Source organism: Chryseobacterium sp. T16E-39 (genome assembly GCF_002216065.1).
Classification (GTDB): Bacteria; Bacteroidota; Bacteroidia; order Flavobacteriales; family Weeksellaceae; genus Chryseobacterium.
Window position 1 is genome coordinate 3,742,448 of sequence record NZ_CP022282.1, and the last position, 17,865, is coordinate 3,760,312.

13 protein-coding genes, 1 pseudogene and 1 riboswitch are annotated in these 17,865 nt (G+C 35.4%); of the genes and pseudogenes, 13 read left to right on the plus strand and 1 reads right to left on the minus strand.

What is annotated here, in order from left to right; genetic code table 11:
• Window positions 1-17 precede the first annotated feature (17 nt).
• From CEY12_RS17000 to CEY12_RS17035, 8 genes and pseudogenes are all read left to right on the plus strand, one after another.
• Window positions 18-1,001, plus strand: coding sequence for a stage II sporulation protein M (locus CEY12_RS17000; RefSeq protein ID WP_089028817.1), 984 nt, complete (start codon window positions 18-20; stop codon window positions 999-1,001).
• Window positions 988-1,947, plus strand: a complete 960-nt coding sequence (locus tag CEY12_RS17005) for a DUF4013 domain-containing protein (RefSeq protein ID WP_228409720.1) — start codon at window positions 988-990, stop codon at window positions 1,945-1,947. Before CEY12_RS17000 ends, CEY12_RS17005 begins: the two co-directional genes overlap by 14 nt.
• Window positions 1,940-2,737, plus strand: coding sequence for a DUF4129 domain-containing protein (locus tag CEY12_RS17010; RefSeq protein ID WP_089028819.1), 798 nt, complete (start codon window positions 1,940-1,942; stop codon window positions 2,735-2,737). Before CEY12_RS17005 ends, CEY12_RS17010 begins: the two co-directional genes overlap by 8 nt.
• A gap of 14 nt (window positions 2,738-2,751) precedes the next feature.
• Window positions 2,752-3,915: a hypothetical protein gene (locus CEY12_RS17015; RefSeq protein WP_089028820.1), complete on the plus strand. Its 1,164-nt coding sequence runs from the start codon at window positions 2,752-2,754 to the stop codon at window positions 3,913-3,915.
• A gap of 70 nt (window positions 3,916-3,985) precedes the next feature.
• Entirely contained in the window at window positions 3,986-5,017 is a 1,032-nt protein-coding gene (locus CEY12_RS17020) for an AAA family ATPase (protein ID WP_089028821.1), read from the plus strand.
• A 15-nt stretch (window positions 5,018-5,032) separates the two neighbouring features.
• A pseudogene (locus tag CEY12_RS22885) lies at window positions 5,033-5,164 on the plus strand (four helix bundle protein); the annotation flags it as partial.
• A 45-nt stretch (window positions 5,165-5,209) separates the two neighbouring features.
• Window positions 5,210-6,532 carry a DUF58 domain-containing protein gene (locus CEY12_RS17030; RefSeq protein WP_089028822.1) on the plus strand — a complete coding sequence of 441 codons (1,323 nt, stop codon included), beginning with the start codon at window positions 5,210-5,212 and terminating at the stop codon, window positions 6,530-6,532.
• A gap of 72 nt (window positions 6,533-6,604) precedes the next feature.
• Window positions 6,605-7,024 carry an OsmC family protein gene (locus tag CEY12_RS17035; RefSeq protein ID WP_089028823.1) on the plus strand — a complete coding sequence of 140 codons (420 nt, stop codon included), beginning with the start codon at window positions 6,605-6,607 and terminating at the stop codon, window positions 7,022-7,024.
• 284 nt (window positions 7,025-7,308) lie between these two features.
• On the opposite strand, the gene CEY12_RS17040 is transcribed toward CEY12_RS17035, so the two are convergent.
• Complete coding sequence (locus tag CEY12_RS17040) at window positions 7,309-9,915, minus strand: MGH1-like glycoside hydrolase domain-containing protein (RefSeq protein ID WP_089028824.1); 2,607 nt, start codon at window positions 9,913-9,915, stop codon at window positions 7,309-7,311.
• A 189-nt stretch (window positions 9,916-10,104) separates the two neighbouring features.
• Window positions 10,105-10,213, plus strand: a riboswitch (SAM riboswitch).
• A gap of 64 nt (window positions 10,214-10,277) precedes the next feature.
• Between CEY12_RS17040 and CEY12_RS17045 the strand changes: the two genes are divergently transcribed.
• The 5 genes from CEY12_RS17045 (at window position 10,278) to metH (ending at window position 17,862) form a co-directional block, all read left to right on the plus strand.
• Window positions 10,278-11,252: an alpha/beta fold hydrolase gene (locus tag CEY12_RS17045; RefSeq protein WP_089028825.1), complete on the plus strand. Its 975-nt coding sequence runs from the start codon at window positions 10,278-10,280 to the stop codon at window positions 11,250-11,252.
• Window positions 11,253-11,279: 27 nt separating this feature from the next.
• Complete coding sequence (locus tag CEY12_RS17050) at window positions 11,280-12,818, plus strand: ACT domain-containing protein (protein WP_089028826.1); 1,539 nt, start codon at window positions 11,280-11,282, stop codon at window positions 12,816-12,818.
• Between the two features lie 70 nt (window positions 12,819-12,888).
• The gene (locus CEY12_RS17055) at window positions 12,889-14,049 is read left to right on the plus strand and encodes an O-succinylhomoserine sulfhydrylase (RefSeq protein ID WP_089028827.1); all 1,161 of its coding nucleotides are present in this window, start codon (window positions 12,889-12,891) and stop codon (window positions 14,047-14,049) included.
• Between the two features lie 69 nt (window positions 14,050-14,118).
• Window positions 14,119-15,141 carry a homocysteine S-methyltransferase family protein gene (locus tag CEY12_RS17060; RefSeq protein WP_089028828.1) on the plus strand — a complete coding sequence of 341 codons (1,023 nt, stop codon included), beginning with the start codon at window positions 14,119-14,121 and terminating at the stop codon, window positions 15,139-15,141.
• A 60-nt stretch (window positions 15,142-15,201) separates the two neighbouring features.
• The gene (metH, locus tag CEY12_RS17065) at window positions 15,202-17,862 is read left to right on the plus strand and encodes a methionine synthase (protein WP_089028829.1); all 2,661 of its coding nucleotides are present in this window, start codon (window positions 15,202-15,204) and stop codon (window positions 17,860-17,862) included.
• Window positions 17,863-17,865: the final 3 nt, after the last annotated feature.

The following is a 17,865-nucleotide window of genomic DNA, read 5'->3' on the forward strand; positions in this document are numbered from 1 at the left end:
TATTTTAGCCTTAGATTATGAGAGAAGTTTATTTCATAAAACAAAATAAAGAAAAATGGTTGGGAATTGAACAGGTTATTCAAGGGAAAATAAAAAAAAATCCGGATGACCTGTCTTCGCTATATATCAACCTGATCAATGATCTTTCTTTTGCCCAGACTTATTACCCTAAAAGCAATACGACGGTTTATTTAAACCATTTGTCTTCGCAGATATTTCAAAAAATTTACAAAACGAAAAGAATAGAGGAAAACAGGATTCTGTATTTCTTCAAGACTGAGGTGCCTCTGCTGGTATATCAATACAGAAGATATTTAACGTATGCGTTTTTATTTTTTGCTCTGTTTACTGCTATTGGAGTACTTTCTGCCATATACGATAAAGACTTTGTGAAGATCATCCTCGGGGAAAGTTATGTGAATGAAACTATAGAAAATATCAAAAAAGGAAATGCTGTAGGGGTTTATCAAAGCGGATCCACGTGGGGAAGTACAATAGGGATTATTTTTAATAATATAGGTGTTGGGGCAAAGCTATTCATATATGGTGTTTTTGGTGGAGTTGGTACATTGTATGCGCTTCTTTCAAATAGTGTAATGCTTGGCTCATTTCAATATTTTTTTTATGATTATGGAGCGCTAAAAGATAGTGCAAGAGGGATCTGGCTGCATGGTGTTTTTGAAATTTTTGCCATGGTTGTGGAAGCAATGTGCGGATTGATTCTGGGGGCATCCATTTTATTTCCAAGGACATTATCGAGATTCAATTCATTTAAAAATGGATTTAAGGATTCATTCAAAATATTTTTAAGTACAATTCCCTTCACAATTTGTGCCGGGATTATTGAGGGGTACATCACAAGGCATGCTTTAAAGATGCCGGTCATTCTTAATTTAATCATTATATTAGGATCACTTACGGTCATTGGATATTATTATTTTATCTATCCAATTGTGGTTAATAAAAAAATTAATAAAAACATACATGATGCAGTTTTATAAAAAAAGGGACTTTGGAACTTTTATAAGTGATAGTTTCAATTTTTTTAAATTATATGGAAAGAATTATTTTAAAAACTATATTCTGCTAAATGGATTGCTGTTGATCCTGATGGTGACGGTTTTTATCTTTGGATATAAAGAATTGTTTTCACAGTTGTTTGGTTCCAATATGAATGGCAATAGCTATTATTTCCAGCAATATTTTGAAGATAATGTCGGAATGCTGATCGTTGTAGGACTATTGACTTTTTTACTTTTCTTAATCCTTATGATTGTTAATTATCTTTATCCCGTTTTTTATCTGAAAAGAATCTCCCGTGGAGAAGAAAAGATTAGGACAGATGATATTCTGAGCGACTTTAAAAATAATGCCGGTAGAATTGGTATTCTTTGCCTGGGTATGATATTTATTGTGACCCCTCTGGCATTTATTGTGATGGGGATTTCCTATGCTTTGATACTGATCATTATTGGAATATTTATCATATTGTTGGTGTATCCAACACTTTTCAATGTTGTGACATTTTTGATGTATGATTATTTTAATAGTGAACGGGGCTTTTTTGAAAGCTTAAGTTATTCTATTCGATCTCAGTTTTCTTATGCAAACGGAAGGGAGAAATCTCCCTACTGGAAGTATTGGGGAGCAACAATAATTATATTTCTTATTATTTACATAGTGACATCGATTTTTACATTTATCCCAATGATATTTTTTTACAGTTCGATTCTGACTTCGGCACCTGACGGGAATTTCGAACAAAATCCTTTTCAGGGAACAATGGGAATCTTATTTTTTGTGGTCTATGGAATTTCAATGTTGCTTTCATTCTTTCTTTCTAATTTAATGTATGTCAATTCAGGATTGATGTATTATGACAGCAGAGCTGACCTTCATCAAAAAATAGAATTTGCAGAAATAGAAACTATCGGTAATAATGAATAAAACTGTTTTCTTTTTACTGATCTTTTTCTCACTAGGATTTACTTATGCTCAAAATGGAGGTGATTCTTCACCGGTAGAAGAGTATATTGAAGATTCATTGAGTACGGGGCATTATAAAAATATGTACCGGGCGGATTCTGTATTAATAAAACATCCAATCTCGGATAACACGGTTTATCCAAAAAAGTTTAAGAAAGACCTAAAAGAGCGCTATAAAGGAAGTGAGTTCGACTATACGACTATAAAACCCAAAGAATCATTTTGGCAAAAACTACAGCGGAAACTGGCCCGGATTATTGAAGGTATTTTTGGTGAAAATAGTTTTGGGACATCTGCAAAGATCACTACCATTGTTATGCGATTATTTGCCATTGTTCTCATTGGATTTCTCTTATATTTTATCATAAGGTATCTCATCAGTAAAGATGGAAATTTCTTCTTTGGAAAAAAGAATAAAAAAGTGAACATTCATACAGAAGAATTGCATGAAAATATTCACGAGATCAATTTCCCTGAAAGCATTTCTCAGTTCGAAATAGCTGGGGATTATCGTTCAGCCGTTCGTTACCAGTTTTTATTTATCCTTAAGAAATTGAGTGATAAAAAGTTGATTGCCTGGAATCCTCAGAAAACCAATAAAGATTATGTTGCAGAGCTCAAGGCTGAACATCTGAAAAAAGAATTCTCCAATCTTTCCCATATATTTGATTATGTATGGTACGGAGAATTTAGTATTAATGAGCAGGATTATTTAAAATTTAAAAGCCAATACCAAACATTTAAACCTTAATTAAACCTTTAATAATGAATAAGACTTTCAAAATATATGCTGTAATTTTCATCATTATCATGGTGATCCTGGCATTGCTTGAAGTTAACAAAAAAGAGGTTACAGATTGGAGGAAGAATTTTGACGTTAATGAAAAATCCCCCTTCGGACTATTCGTCTTTAATAAAGAATCAAAAGATCTTTTTAGTGACAAACTCCGAAAGATTGATCAGACGCCTTATGACTATTATAACCAGAATAAAAAGTCTTCTTCTAATATTTTAATTGTAGAAAAAGAGATTGACAAAGAATCATGGCGAAGTATACTAAGTGAAGTTTCTAAAGGCTCTGATGCAATGCTGATTGTCAGTAAAATTCCTAAAGAAATTTCTGATAGTATTGGTTATTATGACTCGCAGATCTCATTTAATGATCAAAATGTTTTAAAGCTTACTGATAAGAAATATCAAAATGATTTTATTAATTTAGATAAATTTCCTTCAGGGCGTGGTTTTTCATATGTTAAACCTGGTGTTGAAATTTTAGGTAAAACAGTTGAAAAAGATAATTCTGATCAGGCTAATTTTATCAAAGTGAAATTTGGCAAAGGGAATATTTACGTTCATTGTGAGCCGCTATTTCTTACCAACTATTACATTCTTAAATCCGGAAATATAAAATATGCACAAAATGTTTTTTCGTATCTTAATGACAAAGAAACTCTTTGGTTTGTAGAGGCAGCAGGTGCTAAAGCTTCTTCACGGTTTTTTATGAGATTTATCTTGTCAAAACCAGCTTTGAAATATGCGTGGTGGGTATTTTTAGGAGGGCTTATCTTGTTTATCTTTTTCAATGCTAAAAGAAAACAAAGGATAGTCCCGGTAACTGAACCTTTGAAAAATACTTCGGTTGAGTTTGTGAAAAGTATAGGGAATCTTTATTTGCAGGAGGGAGATTTTCATGATATGATGGCTAAAAAAGCCCAGTATTTCCTCAATAAAGTAAGAATGGATCTTCTTATTGATACTCAAAATCTAGATGATGAATTTGCTAAGAAATTGCAATTGAAAACAGGGAAGAGCACGGAAGTAATTAATGAGGCCATCGATCTCATCCGGAAAGCTCAGGATCCTTATGCAAGTGTAATGAAAGAAGATCTCACCAGGTTGAACAGAATTCTGGATGAAATAATACGTTGATAATATAACAGTGTAACAGTCCAGGAAGATTGCTGGATCGGTACATTGACAAATGATAAATTAAAATTTTATGGAAAACCTTGAAAATGAAAATGTAGAAAATCAAAGTTCTATCAATTTAGATAAGAAAGAAAATGATTTTCAATCTAGGATCGATATGATTGAACTTCGGGTAAGTCTGGAAAAAGTAAAAAGTGAAATTGCAAAGGTGATTGTCGGACAGGAGAGTATGGTTGAACATCTTTTAGCGGCACTGTTATCGAATGGTCATGTTCTTATTGAAGGGGTTCCGGGAGTAGCTAAAACGATTACCGCTAAATTGTTAGCTAAAACAATTGATGTAGACTTTAGCAGAATTCAGTTTACACCTGATCTAATGCCTTCGGATATTCTGGGGACATCAGTATTCAGTATGAAAAATTCAGAATTTGAATTTAAAAAAGGCCCTATTTTTTCCAATTTTATTTTAATTGATGAGATCAACAGGTCTCCAGCAAAAACCCAGGCAGCCTTGTTTGAGGTAATGGAAGAGAGACAGGTGACGATGGATGGAACCCGGTACACAATGGAAGAGCCTTTTTTAGTTGTGGCCACACAGAATCCTATCGAACATGAAGGGACATACCGTCTTCCGGAAGCTCAATTAGACAGGTTCTTATTTAAAATAAATGTAGGCTATCCTAATTTGCAGCAGGAAATTTTAATTATAAAAAATCAGCACGAAAGCAGAACAGAAGATAAAACTGAAGCCGTGGGACGTGTTATTACCGCTCAACAATTAAAAAACTATCAACAGCTGGTAAAAGAAATCATTGTTGAAGCTCAGCTAATGGAATATATTGCTAAAATCATTGTCAATACACGGGAGAACCAATTTTTATATTTGGGGGCTTCACCAAGGGCCAGTTTAGCTTTACTGACTGCTTCAAAAGCTTTCGCTGCTTTAAGAGGAAGAGATTTTGTAACTCCGGAGGATATCAAAGAAGCAAGTTACGCAGTATTAAGACACAGAGTAATAGTTTCGCCTGAAAGAGAAATGGAAGGATTAAGTGCCGATGAAATTATAAGACAAATTTTAGAGGGAATAGAAATACCGAGATAGGTAGCAGGAAGTTGTTCAGAAATTGAAACCCAATTACTCATCTCTAAAAACCTAAATTTCCTGGAAGAAAATGAGTGTACAAAATTAAATAAAGATATTATAGAAATTTCAAAAATGTTGAACGGATTAATTAATTCCTTGCAGTAAATTCATAAAGCTGCAACCTAAGACCTTCCATCTGCAACCTGAAAAATGAAAAACTTATACATCAATAACCGGTTTTTTTTCACACTGATAGGAGTGGGGATACTTTATGTCTTATCATTTTTCTTTCCATTCTTTATGTATATTGCTCATGCTGTGTTATTGCTGTGCTTTTTAGCAGCAATGGTGGATTATCTTTTGCTTTTTAATCAAAAAGATGGAATCTTAGCACAGAGAATTTTACCTGAAAAATTATCCAATGGGGACGAAAATCCGATAAAAGTTGATATTAGAAATAATTACGGATTTAAAATCCAAACTAAAATTATTGATGAAATCCCTTTTCAGTTTCAGAAAAGAGACTTTTTAATTCAGAAAGAAATTGGGTCAGGGAGAAATACTTACTTCCAATATATTTTAGAACCGAAAGAGAGGGGTGAATATAATTTTGGAAGCTTAAATATCTACGCTGCTTCACCTATCGGTTTTGTTTCAAAAAGGTTTAACTTTCAGAAAGATGCTAATTTAGCTGCCTATCCTTCCTTTATCCATCTCCGAAAATATGAGCTAATGGCTTTGCAAAGTGAATTTTTACTCGGGGGAATCAAAAAGATAAGAAAACTTGGTCATACCATGGAGTTTGAGCAGATCAAAGATTATGTTCCAGGGGATGATATACGGACAATTAACTGGAAGGCAACGTCAAAAACCAATCGCTTAATGGTGAATCAGTTTCAGGATGAAAAATCCCAGCGGATTTTTATGTTGATTGATACCGGGAGGACAATGAAAATGCCATTTAAGGAATTGAGTCTGCTTGATTATTCTATTAACGCAACCATGGCTTTAGCACATATTATACTTAAAAAAGGAGACAGGGCCGGAATGATGACTTTCTCTAAGAAAACGGAAAATAAAATTGCCGCTGAAAATAAATCGGGGCAGTTAAAGAAAATTTCTGAATCTCTCTATAATATCAAAACCAATTTTTTTGAAAGTGATTTTAACCGGCTTTACCAGGATGTAAAATACTCCATCAACCAGAGGAGTCTGATTCTGCTTTTTACGAATTTTGAAACTTTGGATGGGCTAAACAGGCAATTGAAGTACCTTCGTGGCATTGCAAAAAACCATTTATTGGTAGTTGTATTTTTTAAAAATTCAGAGCTCCAGACTTTAATTCATAAAAATCCTGAGAGTATGCAGGAAATCTATGACGAGGTTATTGCTGAGAAATTTGAATTTGAAAAGAAACTGATCATTCAGGAACTTAAAAAATATGGGATTTATACAGTATATACCCTTCCGGAAAATTTAAATATCGATGTTATCAATAAGTATCTCGAAATAAAAGCGAGAGGAATTTTATAATTTTGTACCTATAAACTTTTCTAAAGACCTTTGTGTTAAAGGCAAATTCTAATCCTTAATAACAATTCAACAATGAAAATAACACTCAATAGAATAAACGATGATTTTTTATTCGAATGTACCAATTCTCAAGGAAATTCTATCCTTTTAGATAATACATCAGAACCAGGAGCTAAGGGAGTTTCCCCTATGGAAAGTGTTTTAATGGCAGTGGCAGGATGTAGCGGAATAGATGTCGTTTCCATACTGAAAAAGCAAAGACAGGAAATTACAGGTTTCAAGGCTGAAGTAGAGGGCGATAGAGTGCCGGTAGGAGATGCTAAACCATTTAAAGCGATAATGGTTAAATTCTTTTTAGAAGGAAATATAGATCCTAGTAAAGCTCAAAAAGCGGCCCAGTTATCATTTGAAAAATATTGCTCGGTTTCTAAAACATTAGAACCTAATGTAGAAATTGGGTATGAAGTTTTTGTAAATGGGGAAAAAATATAGTGATACTCTATATAAAATAAAAAAGCCAGATTACAAATCTGGCTTTATTGCTTATTATTAGTTTTTTGAAGGTGTTTTATCACCTTAGAATTTTAACAAACTTTTCAAGGATGACGAAGTTGCCAAAGAAAAGTGTTGCGTTATTTCTATATATTGTTGCGCAAATATAGTTATTATTTATTTATAATTCATTATAATTGATTATTTGTTGTTAAATTATTATTATCAATTAGAATTATATGTAATGCATGGGAGTTGGGAGGTGCTTCTTCAAAACGATACGTTTATCTGGGTTTTATGAGTTTCGCTACAGTGGCAGTCCATCCTGTTTGATGAGAGGCACCAACGCCCCGGCCATTATCTCCATGGAAATACTCATAGAAAGTGATGTAATCTTTAAAGTGTTCATCATAATTGAATTTATTATTTCCACCATTAAACGCTCTCTGCCCATTTTCATCTTTTAAAAATATAGAACATAGTCTGTTACTGATATTTTGGGCTACTTCATCGAGATTTCTCTTGTCTCCGCTTCCTGTTGGTAATTCCACTTTTAAGCTATTCCCGTAGTAAAAATGAAAACGCTGTAAGCTTTCAACGATCAGGAAGTTAATAGGGAACCAGATGGGCCCTCTCCAGTTACTGTTTCCACCGAACATCCTGCTGTCGCTTTCTGCAGGGGTATAGTAAACAATATTTTCCGTACCATGAACAGAGAATACAAAAGGATTCTCTTCATATACTTTTGACATTGCCCGGATTCCGTAAGAACTTAAAAACTCCTTTTCATCAAGCATTCTGGTTAATACTTTTGAAAGCCTGTTTTTACGTAAAATACTCATCAGGTGTTTTCGGCCATGTCCTTCTTCATCCCAATGGGAAACTAATTTTGTAAGCTCGGGCTTATTTTTCAATACCCATTCCATTCTTATTTTGAAATTCGGCATTTTTTCCAATAAGCTATGATCAATAATTTCTACAGCGAATAAAGGAATCAAGCCAACGATACTTCTCAGGCGGAGCGTTACACTTTCTCCATCAGCCAATTGCAATACATCATAGAAAAATCCATCTTCCTCATTCCATAATCCCTCTTTTCCATCACCCATATTCTCCATGGCTTCAGCAATATAAAGATAATGTTCAAAGAATTTAATAGCCATATCTTCATATACCTGATAATACTGAGCCAGTTCCATTGCTATTCTCATCATATTCAGTGCATACATAGCCATCCAGCTTGTACCGTCTGCCTGCTCCAGATGCTCACCATCTTTCAGTTCCATATTGCGGTCGAAGGCTCCAATATTATCAAGCCCTAAAAAACCACCACCGAAAATATTCTTCCCGTTTTTATCTTTACGGTTGACCCACCAGGTGAAATTCAGAAGTAATTTTTGGAAAACTTTTTCGAGAAATAATAAATCAGGTTTACCATTTGTTTTCTCGTCGATTTTAAAAACCCTGAAACAAGACCATGCGTGAACAGGGGGATTTACATCACTTAAATTCCACTCATAAGCGGGAAGCTGTCCATTGGGATGCATATACCACTCCTTGGTTAACAATAGAAGCTGGTTCTTTGCAAACTGTGCATCGATTAATGCGTATGGAACGCAATGAAAAGCGAGATCCCACGTGGCATACCATGGGTATTCCCATTTGTCAGGCATGGAAATGATATCCTTATTATGCATATGATTCCATTCCGTATTCCTTACGTAATGGTTGAAATCTCTTGGTGCATCAAAATTTGGATCTCCTTTCAGCCATTTACCAACATTGTAATGATAAAATTGCTTGTTCCAAAGCAATCCTGCAAAGGCCTGACGCTGGACATTTCTTTCATCCTCATTTGTTACATCATGTTGAACTTCATTATAAAATTCATTGGCTTCTGCAATCCGGGTTGTAAAGATTTCATCAAATTGAAAAAAAGGCTCATCCATCTCGTGGGGTGACAGCCTGAAATCAAAGGTTTTTGATTGGCCACCGCCAACAACTTCATCAATGATAAAAGAAGCTTTAGACCCTCTTTTTTCAGGATTGATGCTGTTACTGCCATGGATGATATGATCATTGATACCATCTTTAAAATAGGTGTTTTCTGTAAGAGGAGCTCCATACAGCTTAGGAGTGTTCGTTTCATTATCACAAAACATGCTCTTCGCATTGGTGTTTCTTGAATAAAACTTTTTAATAGAAATGCTGTCGTGATTAATGTCAATACAGCCTTCATATGAGGCATGAAGTTGCCCCTTATAAGTATTATAGCCCCATTTCCAGTTGTTTCTAAACCACGCAGTAGGTGCAACAACAATAGGTGCATCTTGCTGGCTTCTGTTGCAGATTGTTACCCTTAACAGAAAATCATCGGCCTCCACTTTACAGTACTCAATAAAAATATCGAAGTATTCATTATTATCGAAAATCCCGGTGTCAATAATTTCATATTCTGCTTCTTTTTTACTGCGTCTTCCATTTTCAGATAGCAGGTGGTCGTAAGGGAATTCGTTGATGGGATATTTGTATACCATCTTCATATAACTATGGGTAGGGGTATTATCCAGATAATAAAAGATCTCTTTAATGTCTTCGCCATGATTACCCTGAGGGTTGCTCAATCCGAAAAAACGTTCTTTGATCATTTTATCCTTTCCGTTCCAAAATGAAAGAGCAAAACAAAAAAGCTGTTTAGCATCTGATATTCCAGCTATTCCTTCTTCTCCCCAACGGTAAGCGTAGCTTTCTGCTTTATCATGGTTGGTGAAATTCCAGGCATTGCCATTGGGACTGTAATCTTCGCGAACATTTCCCCACTGCCTATTGCTTACATAGGGCCCCCAATTTTTCCATTTTGTATCTTGTAATCTTTGTTTTTCTGCAGACATAATTCATCATTTTTCACTACGAAGGTAATTTTTTTGAAAAATAATTCCAATTTTTTCTATCTGAATAATTATTAACATATCCCTGTAACTCTAATGATTACGGTGTTTTTGAGAATAAATTATTTTTTTGTTTAAAATTTTAAATAAAATATTATATCTTTGCACCATTCGATCATTCACATATTGAAAATGTTATCAAGAAAGGTTGAGGGATTAGACCCTATGAAACCTTAGCAACCCTTTGCGCAAGCGAAGAAGGTGCTACGTTCTACCGAATTAATTTTTGGACAGATAACTTACTGAAGTTCTTCAGCCATTTCTCATGGCATTTTCAATTGTATTATAAATAATATATAATAGAATTGGAAACAGAACTAAAACATATTAATCTTTCTTATCAAACAAATTCCGGAAAGGAATATCATATCCCGTTGAGCTATCAGATCTTCGGGAAAGACCTGTTTACTGCACCCGTTATTTTAATTAATCATGCCCTTACAGGGAACTCTAATATTTCAGGGGAAAATGGTTGGTGGAAACAATTGGTAGGAGATGGGCAGGTGATTGATATCAGTATGTATACAATTCTGTGTTTCAATATTCCCGGAAATGGGTTTGATGATTTTTTAATTGAAGGATACGAAGATTTTACCCCTTCAGACATAGCCAATATATTTTTAAAAGGTCTGGAATCTCTGAATATCAAAAAACTATATGCTATCATTGGAGGTTCTCTTGGAGGAGGAATAGGATGGGAAATGCTTGTTAAAAATCAACAGCTCGCTGAAATCTTTATTCCAATTGCCTGCGATTTCAAAACACACGATTGGCTGCATGCACAGTGTCTCGTTCAGAAGTTTTTATTGAATGGAAATGATGAACCGCTTCAAAAAGCAAGAATTCATGCCATGTTATGCTACAGGACGCCACAATCTTTAAACAATAGATTTCAAAATAAATACAATACCGAAAAGCAAAAACTGGAATCAGAAGATTGGCTTGAGTATCATGGAAATGCACTTAATGAAAGATTTAGTCTGAAATCCTACAAGCTGATGAACCATTTGTTGATGAATATTAACGCAGATGAAGAAATGTTGGAAGGTATCCAGGCACGAATGCACATGATCTCCGTTGATACAGATCTATTCTTTCCTGCTTCAGAAATCAAGGCTTGTTTTGAAAAACTGAAAGGTAAAAAAGAGAATGTTTCTTATCACGAGATCACCTCAGTTCATGGGCATGACGCCTTCCTAATGGAATATAAACAATTAAATAATATCATTAAAACCATTTTGTCACAGAAAGAAATTGAGCAAACTCGAAGCTTTTTGTAACAATACTAAATAATAAAGAATGTACAGATGAAAAATGTTAACGAAATAAAATTTTTAAAAAATAGATCAATCATCAAATTTGAAGGAGAGGATTTCTTAGGAGAAATCGGAATCGATGGAAGAATATTTAAAGCACTTACTTTAGCACGAATTAGCGTTGGGGTCATTTCACAACAGGCCATAGAAAACGGGATATCCATTTTAGTTCACGAAAATGATTCTGAAAACGCAGTGAATTGCCTTATAGACGAATTTGAATCAGAAAGAAAGTCTGGAAAAGTATCCCAGATATATAGTATTAATAACGTTTCTGTTTTAGGATTTGTAGTGGAAGACTTTAATAAGTTATTGACTGAACTGGCCAGGAATAATGTTTTTCCTTTACTACTCAATCAAATTGCAAGCGAAAAAAGAGTGAATATAGTCGTTACTTCATCACAGGATGAGAAAACTAAAAACATCATTGAATCTGAAATATCGAAAAAACCTAAAACAGTTCATTTAGCAATTATTGGTCATGGAAATGTAGGGAGAACCTTAATTGATCAGGTGCTGGAATCTTCAGAGGAAATTAAGAGACGAAAAAAAATCGATCTTAAAGTAGTGGCTGTTGCCAATTCTAAAAAAATAGCATTCAACAAAAAAGGGTTTGATAATAAATGGAATGATGAGGTTTCAGTAGCGGAAAGCCCTTCTAATGTTGACGAACTTATCAATTTTTCAAAAGAAAATCAGTTAGAAAATCTAATCGTAGTTGATAACACGGCAAGTAAGGATTTTGTTAAAAATTATCATGCCTTAGCAGAAAATGGATTTGATCTGGTTTCTTCTAATAAGATTTTTAATACACTTCCTATCGAAGAATATCGTAAACTAAGATATACGTTAAATAAAAACAACAGACGATATCTTTATGAAACCAATGTTGGAGCGGGTTTGCCTTTAATTGATACGATTAAACTGTTACACCTTTCAGGAGAAAATATCACTAGGATTAAAGGGGTATTCTCGGGGTCTCTAAGTTATATTTTCAATAATTTCTCTGTAAGAAATGATAAGTTTTCAACAGTAATTGGCGAGGCAATGGAAAAAGGGTTTACTGAACCGGATCCACGCGAAGACCTTTCAGGAAATGATGTGGCAAGAAAACTTTTGATTCTTGCGAGAGAGCTTGATCTGATTAATGAATTCAACGATATTAATATTCAGAACTTAATTCCTGAAGATCTTCTTTCTATCGGGAAAAATGAATTCATTTCACGATTGGAAGAACTGGATGCAGAATATCAGAATGTCAAAGAAAATCAGGCCGCTGATCATGTATTACGTTACGTAGGTGATTTACATGGTGATTTGCAAAAAGAAAAGGGGCAGCTTGATGTTAAGTTGATTTCTGTTCCTGCAACATCAGCTTTAGGGCAATTAAAAGGTTCAGATTCTATTTTTGAAATCTATACAGAAAGCTATGGTGAAAACCCTATCGTAATTATGGGTGCCGGAGCAGGAGCTCAGGTAACTGCCAGAGGTGTTTTTGGAGACATTTTAAGAGTAAGCGAAACTAAATAATATTAATAATGGACCAATATAACAATGGTGCAGTCTAGCAATCATTGGTACATTGACAAATTAAAACTATATGGAAAATTTTGAAACATCTGCTATAAGAACGCAGACTGAAAGAAGTCAGTTTGATGAACATTCGACTCCGCTATATCTTACATCCAGTTTTATTTTTCAGGATGCAGAAGATATGAGAGCAAGTTTTGCAGAAGAAAAACCTAAAAATTTATACAGCAGATTCTCTAACCCAAACGTTACAGAATTCACCGATAAAATAGTAAAAATGGAAGGTGCGGAAGCTGGATACGCTTTTGCGACGGGAATGGCAGCTATTTATTCAACGTTTGCCACTTTACTGAATGCAGGTGATCATATTGTGAGCTGTCAGTCAGTTTTTGGATCTACACACACCTTATTTACAAAGTATTTCCCAAAATGGAATATTGAGACCACTTACTTCAAAGCAGAAGATGCAGAGAATGTTGAAAAGCTTATACAGCCTAATACAAAAATTTTATATCTCGAGACTCCAACGAATCCTGCAATTGAAATTTTAGACCTTGAGTTTTTTGGTAAAATTGCTAAAAAACATAATCTGATATTTATTGTAGATAATTGTTTTGCAACGCCTTATCTGCAACAGCCTATTAAATATGGTGCAGATGTTGTTGTTCATTCTGCAACCAAATTAATCGATGGACAAGGACGGGTACTAGGTGGAGTTGCAGTAGGAAGAGAGGATCTGATAAGAGAAATCTATCTTTTTGCTAGAAATACAGGTCCTGCAATGTCTCCTTTCAATGCATGGGTTTTATCTAAAAGTTTAGAAACATTGGCAATCAGAGTAGAAAAACATTGTGAAAATGCCTTGAAGGTAGCTGAGTTTTTGGAAAGTCACCCTAATGTAGAGCTTGTAAAATATCCATTTTTACCTTCTCACCCAAGCTATGAAGTAGCAAAAAAACAGATGAAGCTGGGAGGAAATATTGTAGCTTTTGAAATAAAAGGAGGAATCGAAGGAGGAAGAAAATTTCTGGATAAAATAAAAATGTGCTCATTATCTGCAAACTTGGGAGATACCAGAACGATTGTTACACATCCTGCCTCTACTACACATTCGAAATTAACTGATGAAGAGAGAAATGAAGTAGGAATTACAGCGGGTCTTGTTCGTTGTTCTGTAGGGTTGGAAAATGTAGAAGATGTTATTGCAGATCTGCAACAGGCTCTGGATTAATTCAATAAGAATGGGCTAAGGCCCATTGATGAAAAAATAAAATATACCGGCTTTGGCCAAAACTTGCAAATGAAAAATTCAGAACAATTAAATAAAGCACTTTCAGAAAGAATTTTAATTCTTGACGGAGCAATGGGAACAATGCTTCAACGATACAAGTTTGAAGAAGAAGACTATCGGGGGGAACGTTTCAAAGATTATCCGCATTTAGTAAAAGGAAACAATGACCTGCTTTCTCTTACACAGCCTCATGCTATTGAAGAAGTCCATAAAAAGTATCTTGAAGCAGGAGCCGATATCATTGAAACCAATACTTTTTCGGGAACGACGATTGCTATGGCAGATTATCATATGGAAGACCTGGTGTATGAGCTGAATTATGAATCAGCAAAAATTGCCAGAAAGGCTTGTGATGAGTTCACCGCAATAAATCCTGATAAACCAAGATTTGTCGCAGGATCTATAGGTCCTACCAACAGAACTGCCAGCCTGAGTCCTGATGTGAATGATCCAGGATATCGTGCCATCACTTTTGATGAATTAAGAATCGCGTACAAGCAACAATCTGAAGCTCTTTTAGATGGTGGATCTGATATTTTGCTGGTAGAAACGATTTTCGACACACTCAATGCAAAAGCTGCTTTATTTGCCATTGATGAAATTCAGGATGAAAGAGGAATACAAATTCCTATTATGGTATCCGGGACGATTACTGATGCTTCGGGAAGGACTTTGAGTGGTCAGACTGCAGAAGCTTTTTTAATTTCAGTTTCACATCTGAACTTGCTAAGTGTTGGTTTCAATTGTGCCTTAGGGGCTAATCAGCTGACTCCTTATCTTGAAACATTGGCTCATAATTCAGATTTCTATGTTTCTGCTTACCCTAATGCAGGACTGCCTAATGCCTTTGGGAAATATGATGAGACTCCGGAATTTATGGCGGAGCAGATAAGAGAATATGTAGAAAAAAAATTGATCAATATCATTGGAGGCTGCTGTGGAACAACCCCAGATCATATAAAAGCGATTGCTGATCTTGTGGAAAAATATGAACCAAGAAAGGTTAATAAATATAACAATGTATCTCTCTGATAACTGATCAGTACGTGTTGTACTGTTGAATGATCAGATTTATAAATTGTAAATAAGAATATGAAATATTTAAGATTATCAGGCCTTGAGCCTCTTATCATAACACCGGAAAGTAATTTCATCAATGTTGGTGAAAGGACGAATGTTGCCGGATCTAAAAAGTTTTTAAGATTAATTAAAGAAGAGAAATTCTCTGAAGCTCTGGATATTGCACGTCATCAGGTAGAAGGTGGTGCGCAGATTCTGGACGTTAATTTTGATGATGGGCTGATCGACGGAAAAGCTTCCATGATCAAATTCCTTAATCTGATAGGCTCAGAACCTGACATTGCCAGAATTCCAATTATGGTCGATTCTTCCAAATGGGAGATCCTGGAAGCTGGACTTCAGGTGGTTCAAGGGAAGTGCGTTGTGAATTCCATAAGCTTAAAAGGGGGTGAAGATGAATTTATAAAACAGGCGAAAGCTATTAAAAGATATGGTGCTGCGGTCATTGTAATGGCCTTCGATGAAGAGGGGCAGGCCGATACCTTAGACCGGAGAATCGAAATTTCAAAACGTTCTTATGACATCCTGGTCAATCAACTCAATTTTCCTGCTGAGGACATTATTTTCGACTTAAATATTTTTCCGGTTGCAACTGGAATGGATGAGCATAGAAGAAATGCACTTGATTTTATTGATGCAACGCGGTGGGTGAGACAAAATCTTCCATATGCTTCTGTAAGCGGAGGAGTGAGTAATGTTTCATTTTCTTTCCGTGGAAATGATACGGTAAGAGAAGCTATGCATTCTGTTTTTCTTTACCATGCGATCCAGGCAGGAATGAATATGGGAATTGTAAACCCGGCGATGCTTGAAGTATATGATGAGATTAACAAAGAATTGTTAGGTCTTGTAGAGGATGTTATTCTTGACAAAAGAGAAGATGCAACTGAACGTCTTCTGGATTATTCTGAAAAGCACAAATCGGTAAAGAAGGAAGTCGTTGAGGACCTTGAATGGAGAAAAAGACCTTTGCAGGATAGAATTACCCATGCTTTGGTAAAAGGGATTGACCGTTTTATTGAAGAGGATGTGGAAGAGGCAAGACAGGCAGCTGAAAAACCATTGCACGTTATTGAAATCAATTTGATGACGGGGATGGGAGTCGTGGGAGACTTATTCGGAAGTGGGAAAATGTTCCTTCCGCAGGTTGTAAAATCTGCAAGGGTCATGAAAAAAGCCGTTGCGTATCTGCAACCTTATATTGAAGCTGAGAAAGACGGATCAAGACCTGCTAATGGTAAAATACTAATGGCGACGGTTAAAGGAGATGTGCATGATATCGGGAAGAATATTGTAAGCGTTGTTTTAGGCTGTAATAATTATGAAATTGTTGATTTGGGGGTAATGGTACCCGCTGAAAAAATTATCCAGACTGCTATTGAGGAGAAAGTTGACGTGATCGGATTAAGCGGATTGATTACACCAAGTCTTGATGAAATGGTATACATCGCCTCAGAATTGGAAAGACAAAATCTTGACTTTCCCTTACTGATTGGAGGGGCTACAACCTCAAAGGCGCATACAGCCGTAAAGATCGATTTGAAATATAAAAACGCGGTAGTTCACGTTAACGATGCTTCCAGGGCTGTAAATGTAGTGAGTTCACTATTGGGAGACAGGAATAAAGAATACGTTTCAGATTTAAAAGATGAATATTCTGATTTCCGTGAAAAGTTTCTGAACAGACAGGTCGATAAAGATTATGTTTCTATTGAAGAAGCAAGGGAAAACCATTTCAGTATTGACTGGGCAAATGAGGAGATCTTTGAGCCGAATAATTTAGGTGTAACTGTATTTGAGAATCAGGACCTGAGAGAATTGCTTCCATTCATTGACTGGTCACCGTTTTTCAGAAGCTGGGATTTACATGGGAAGTATCCTAACATCTTAGAAGATGAGGTGGTCGGAGTTCAGGCGAAAGAATTATTCAAAGATGCACAGGTTATTTTAAAGAGAATTCTTGACGAAAAATTACTTCAGGCAAAAGCCATCTTTGGAATTTTTAAGGCGAATGCCAATGAGACCGATGATATTTTACTCTTTAACGAAAATAACGAAGAATTAGCCAGATTCCTCACTTTAAGACAGCAGGCACAGCGATCTAAGGGGAAGGAATATTTGGCATTAAGTGATTTCATTGCTCCACAGGATTCTGGAAAGACAGATTACGTAGGAGCCTTTTGTGTGACCACAGGCTTTGGAACGGATGAACTTTCAAATGAATATGAAAAAGCTAATGACGATTATAATGCCATCATGGTAAAAGCTCTTGCCGATAGATTTGCAGAGGCTTACGCTGAATTCTTACACAAAAAGGTCAGAACTGAATATTGGGGGTATGCCAATCAGGAAAGTTTGAGTAATGAAGAATTGATTGCAGAAAAATATAAAGGGGTGCGTCCTGCTCCAGGATATCCGGCTTGCCCCGATCATTTGGAAAAGAAAACAATATGGGATCTTTTAAAAGTGGAAGAGAATATTGGAGTTTACCTTACTGAAAGTTTGGCAATGTTTCCAACAGCAGCCGTTTCAGGATATTATTTCGGAAGCCCTCATGCAAAATATTTTGGTTTAGGGAAAATCACGGAAGATCAATTAAAAGACTATGCCGGAAGAAGAGGGTGTAGCGTTCAGGAAGCCAAAAAATGGCTGTCACCTAATTTAGCAGATTAAACA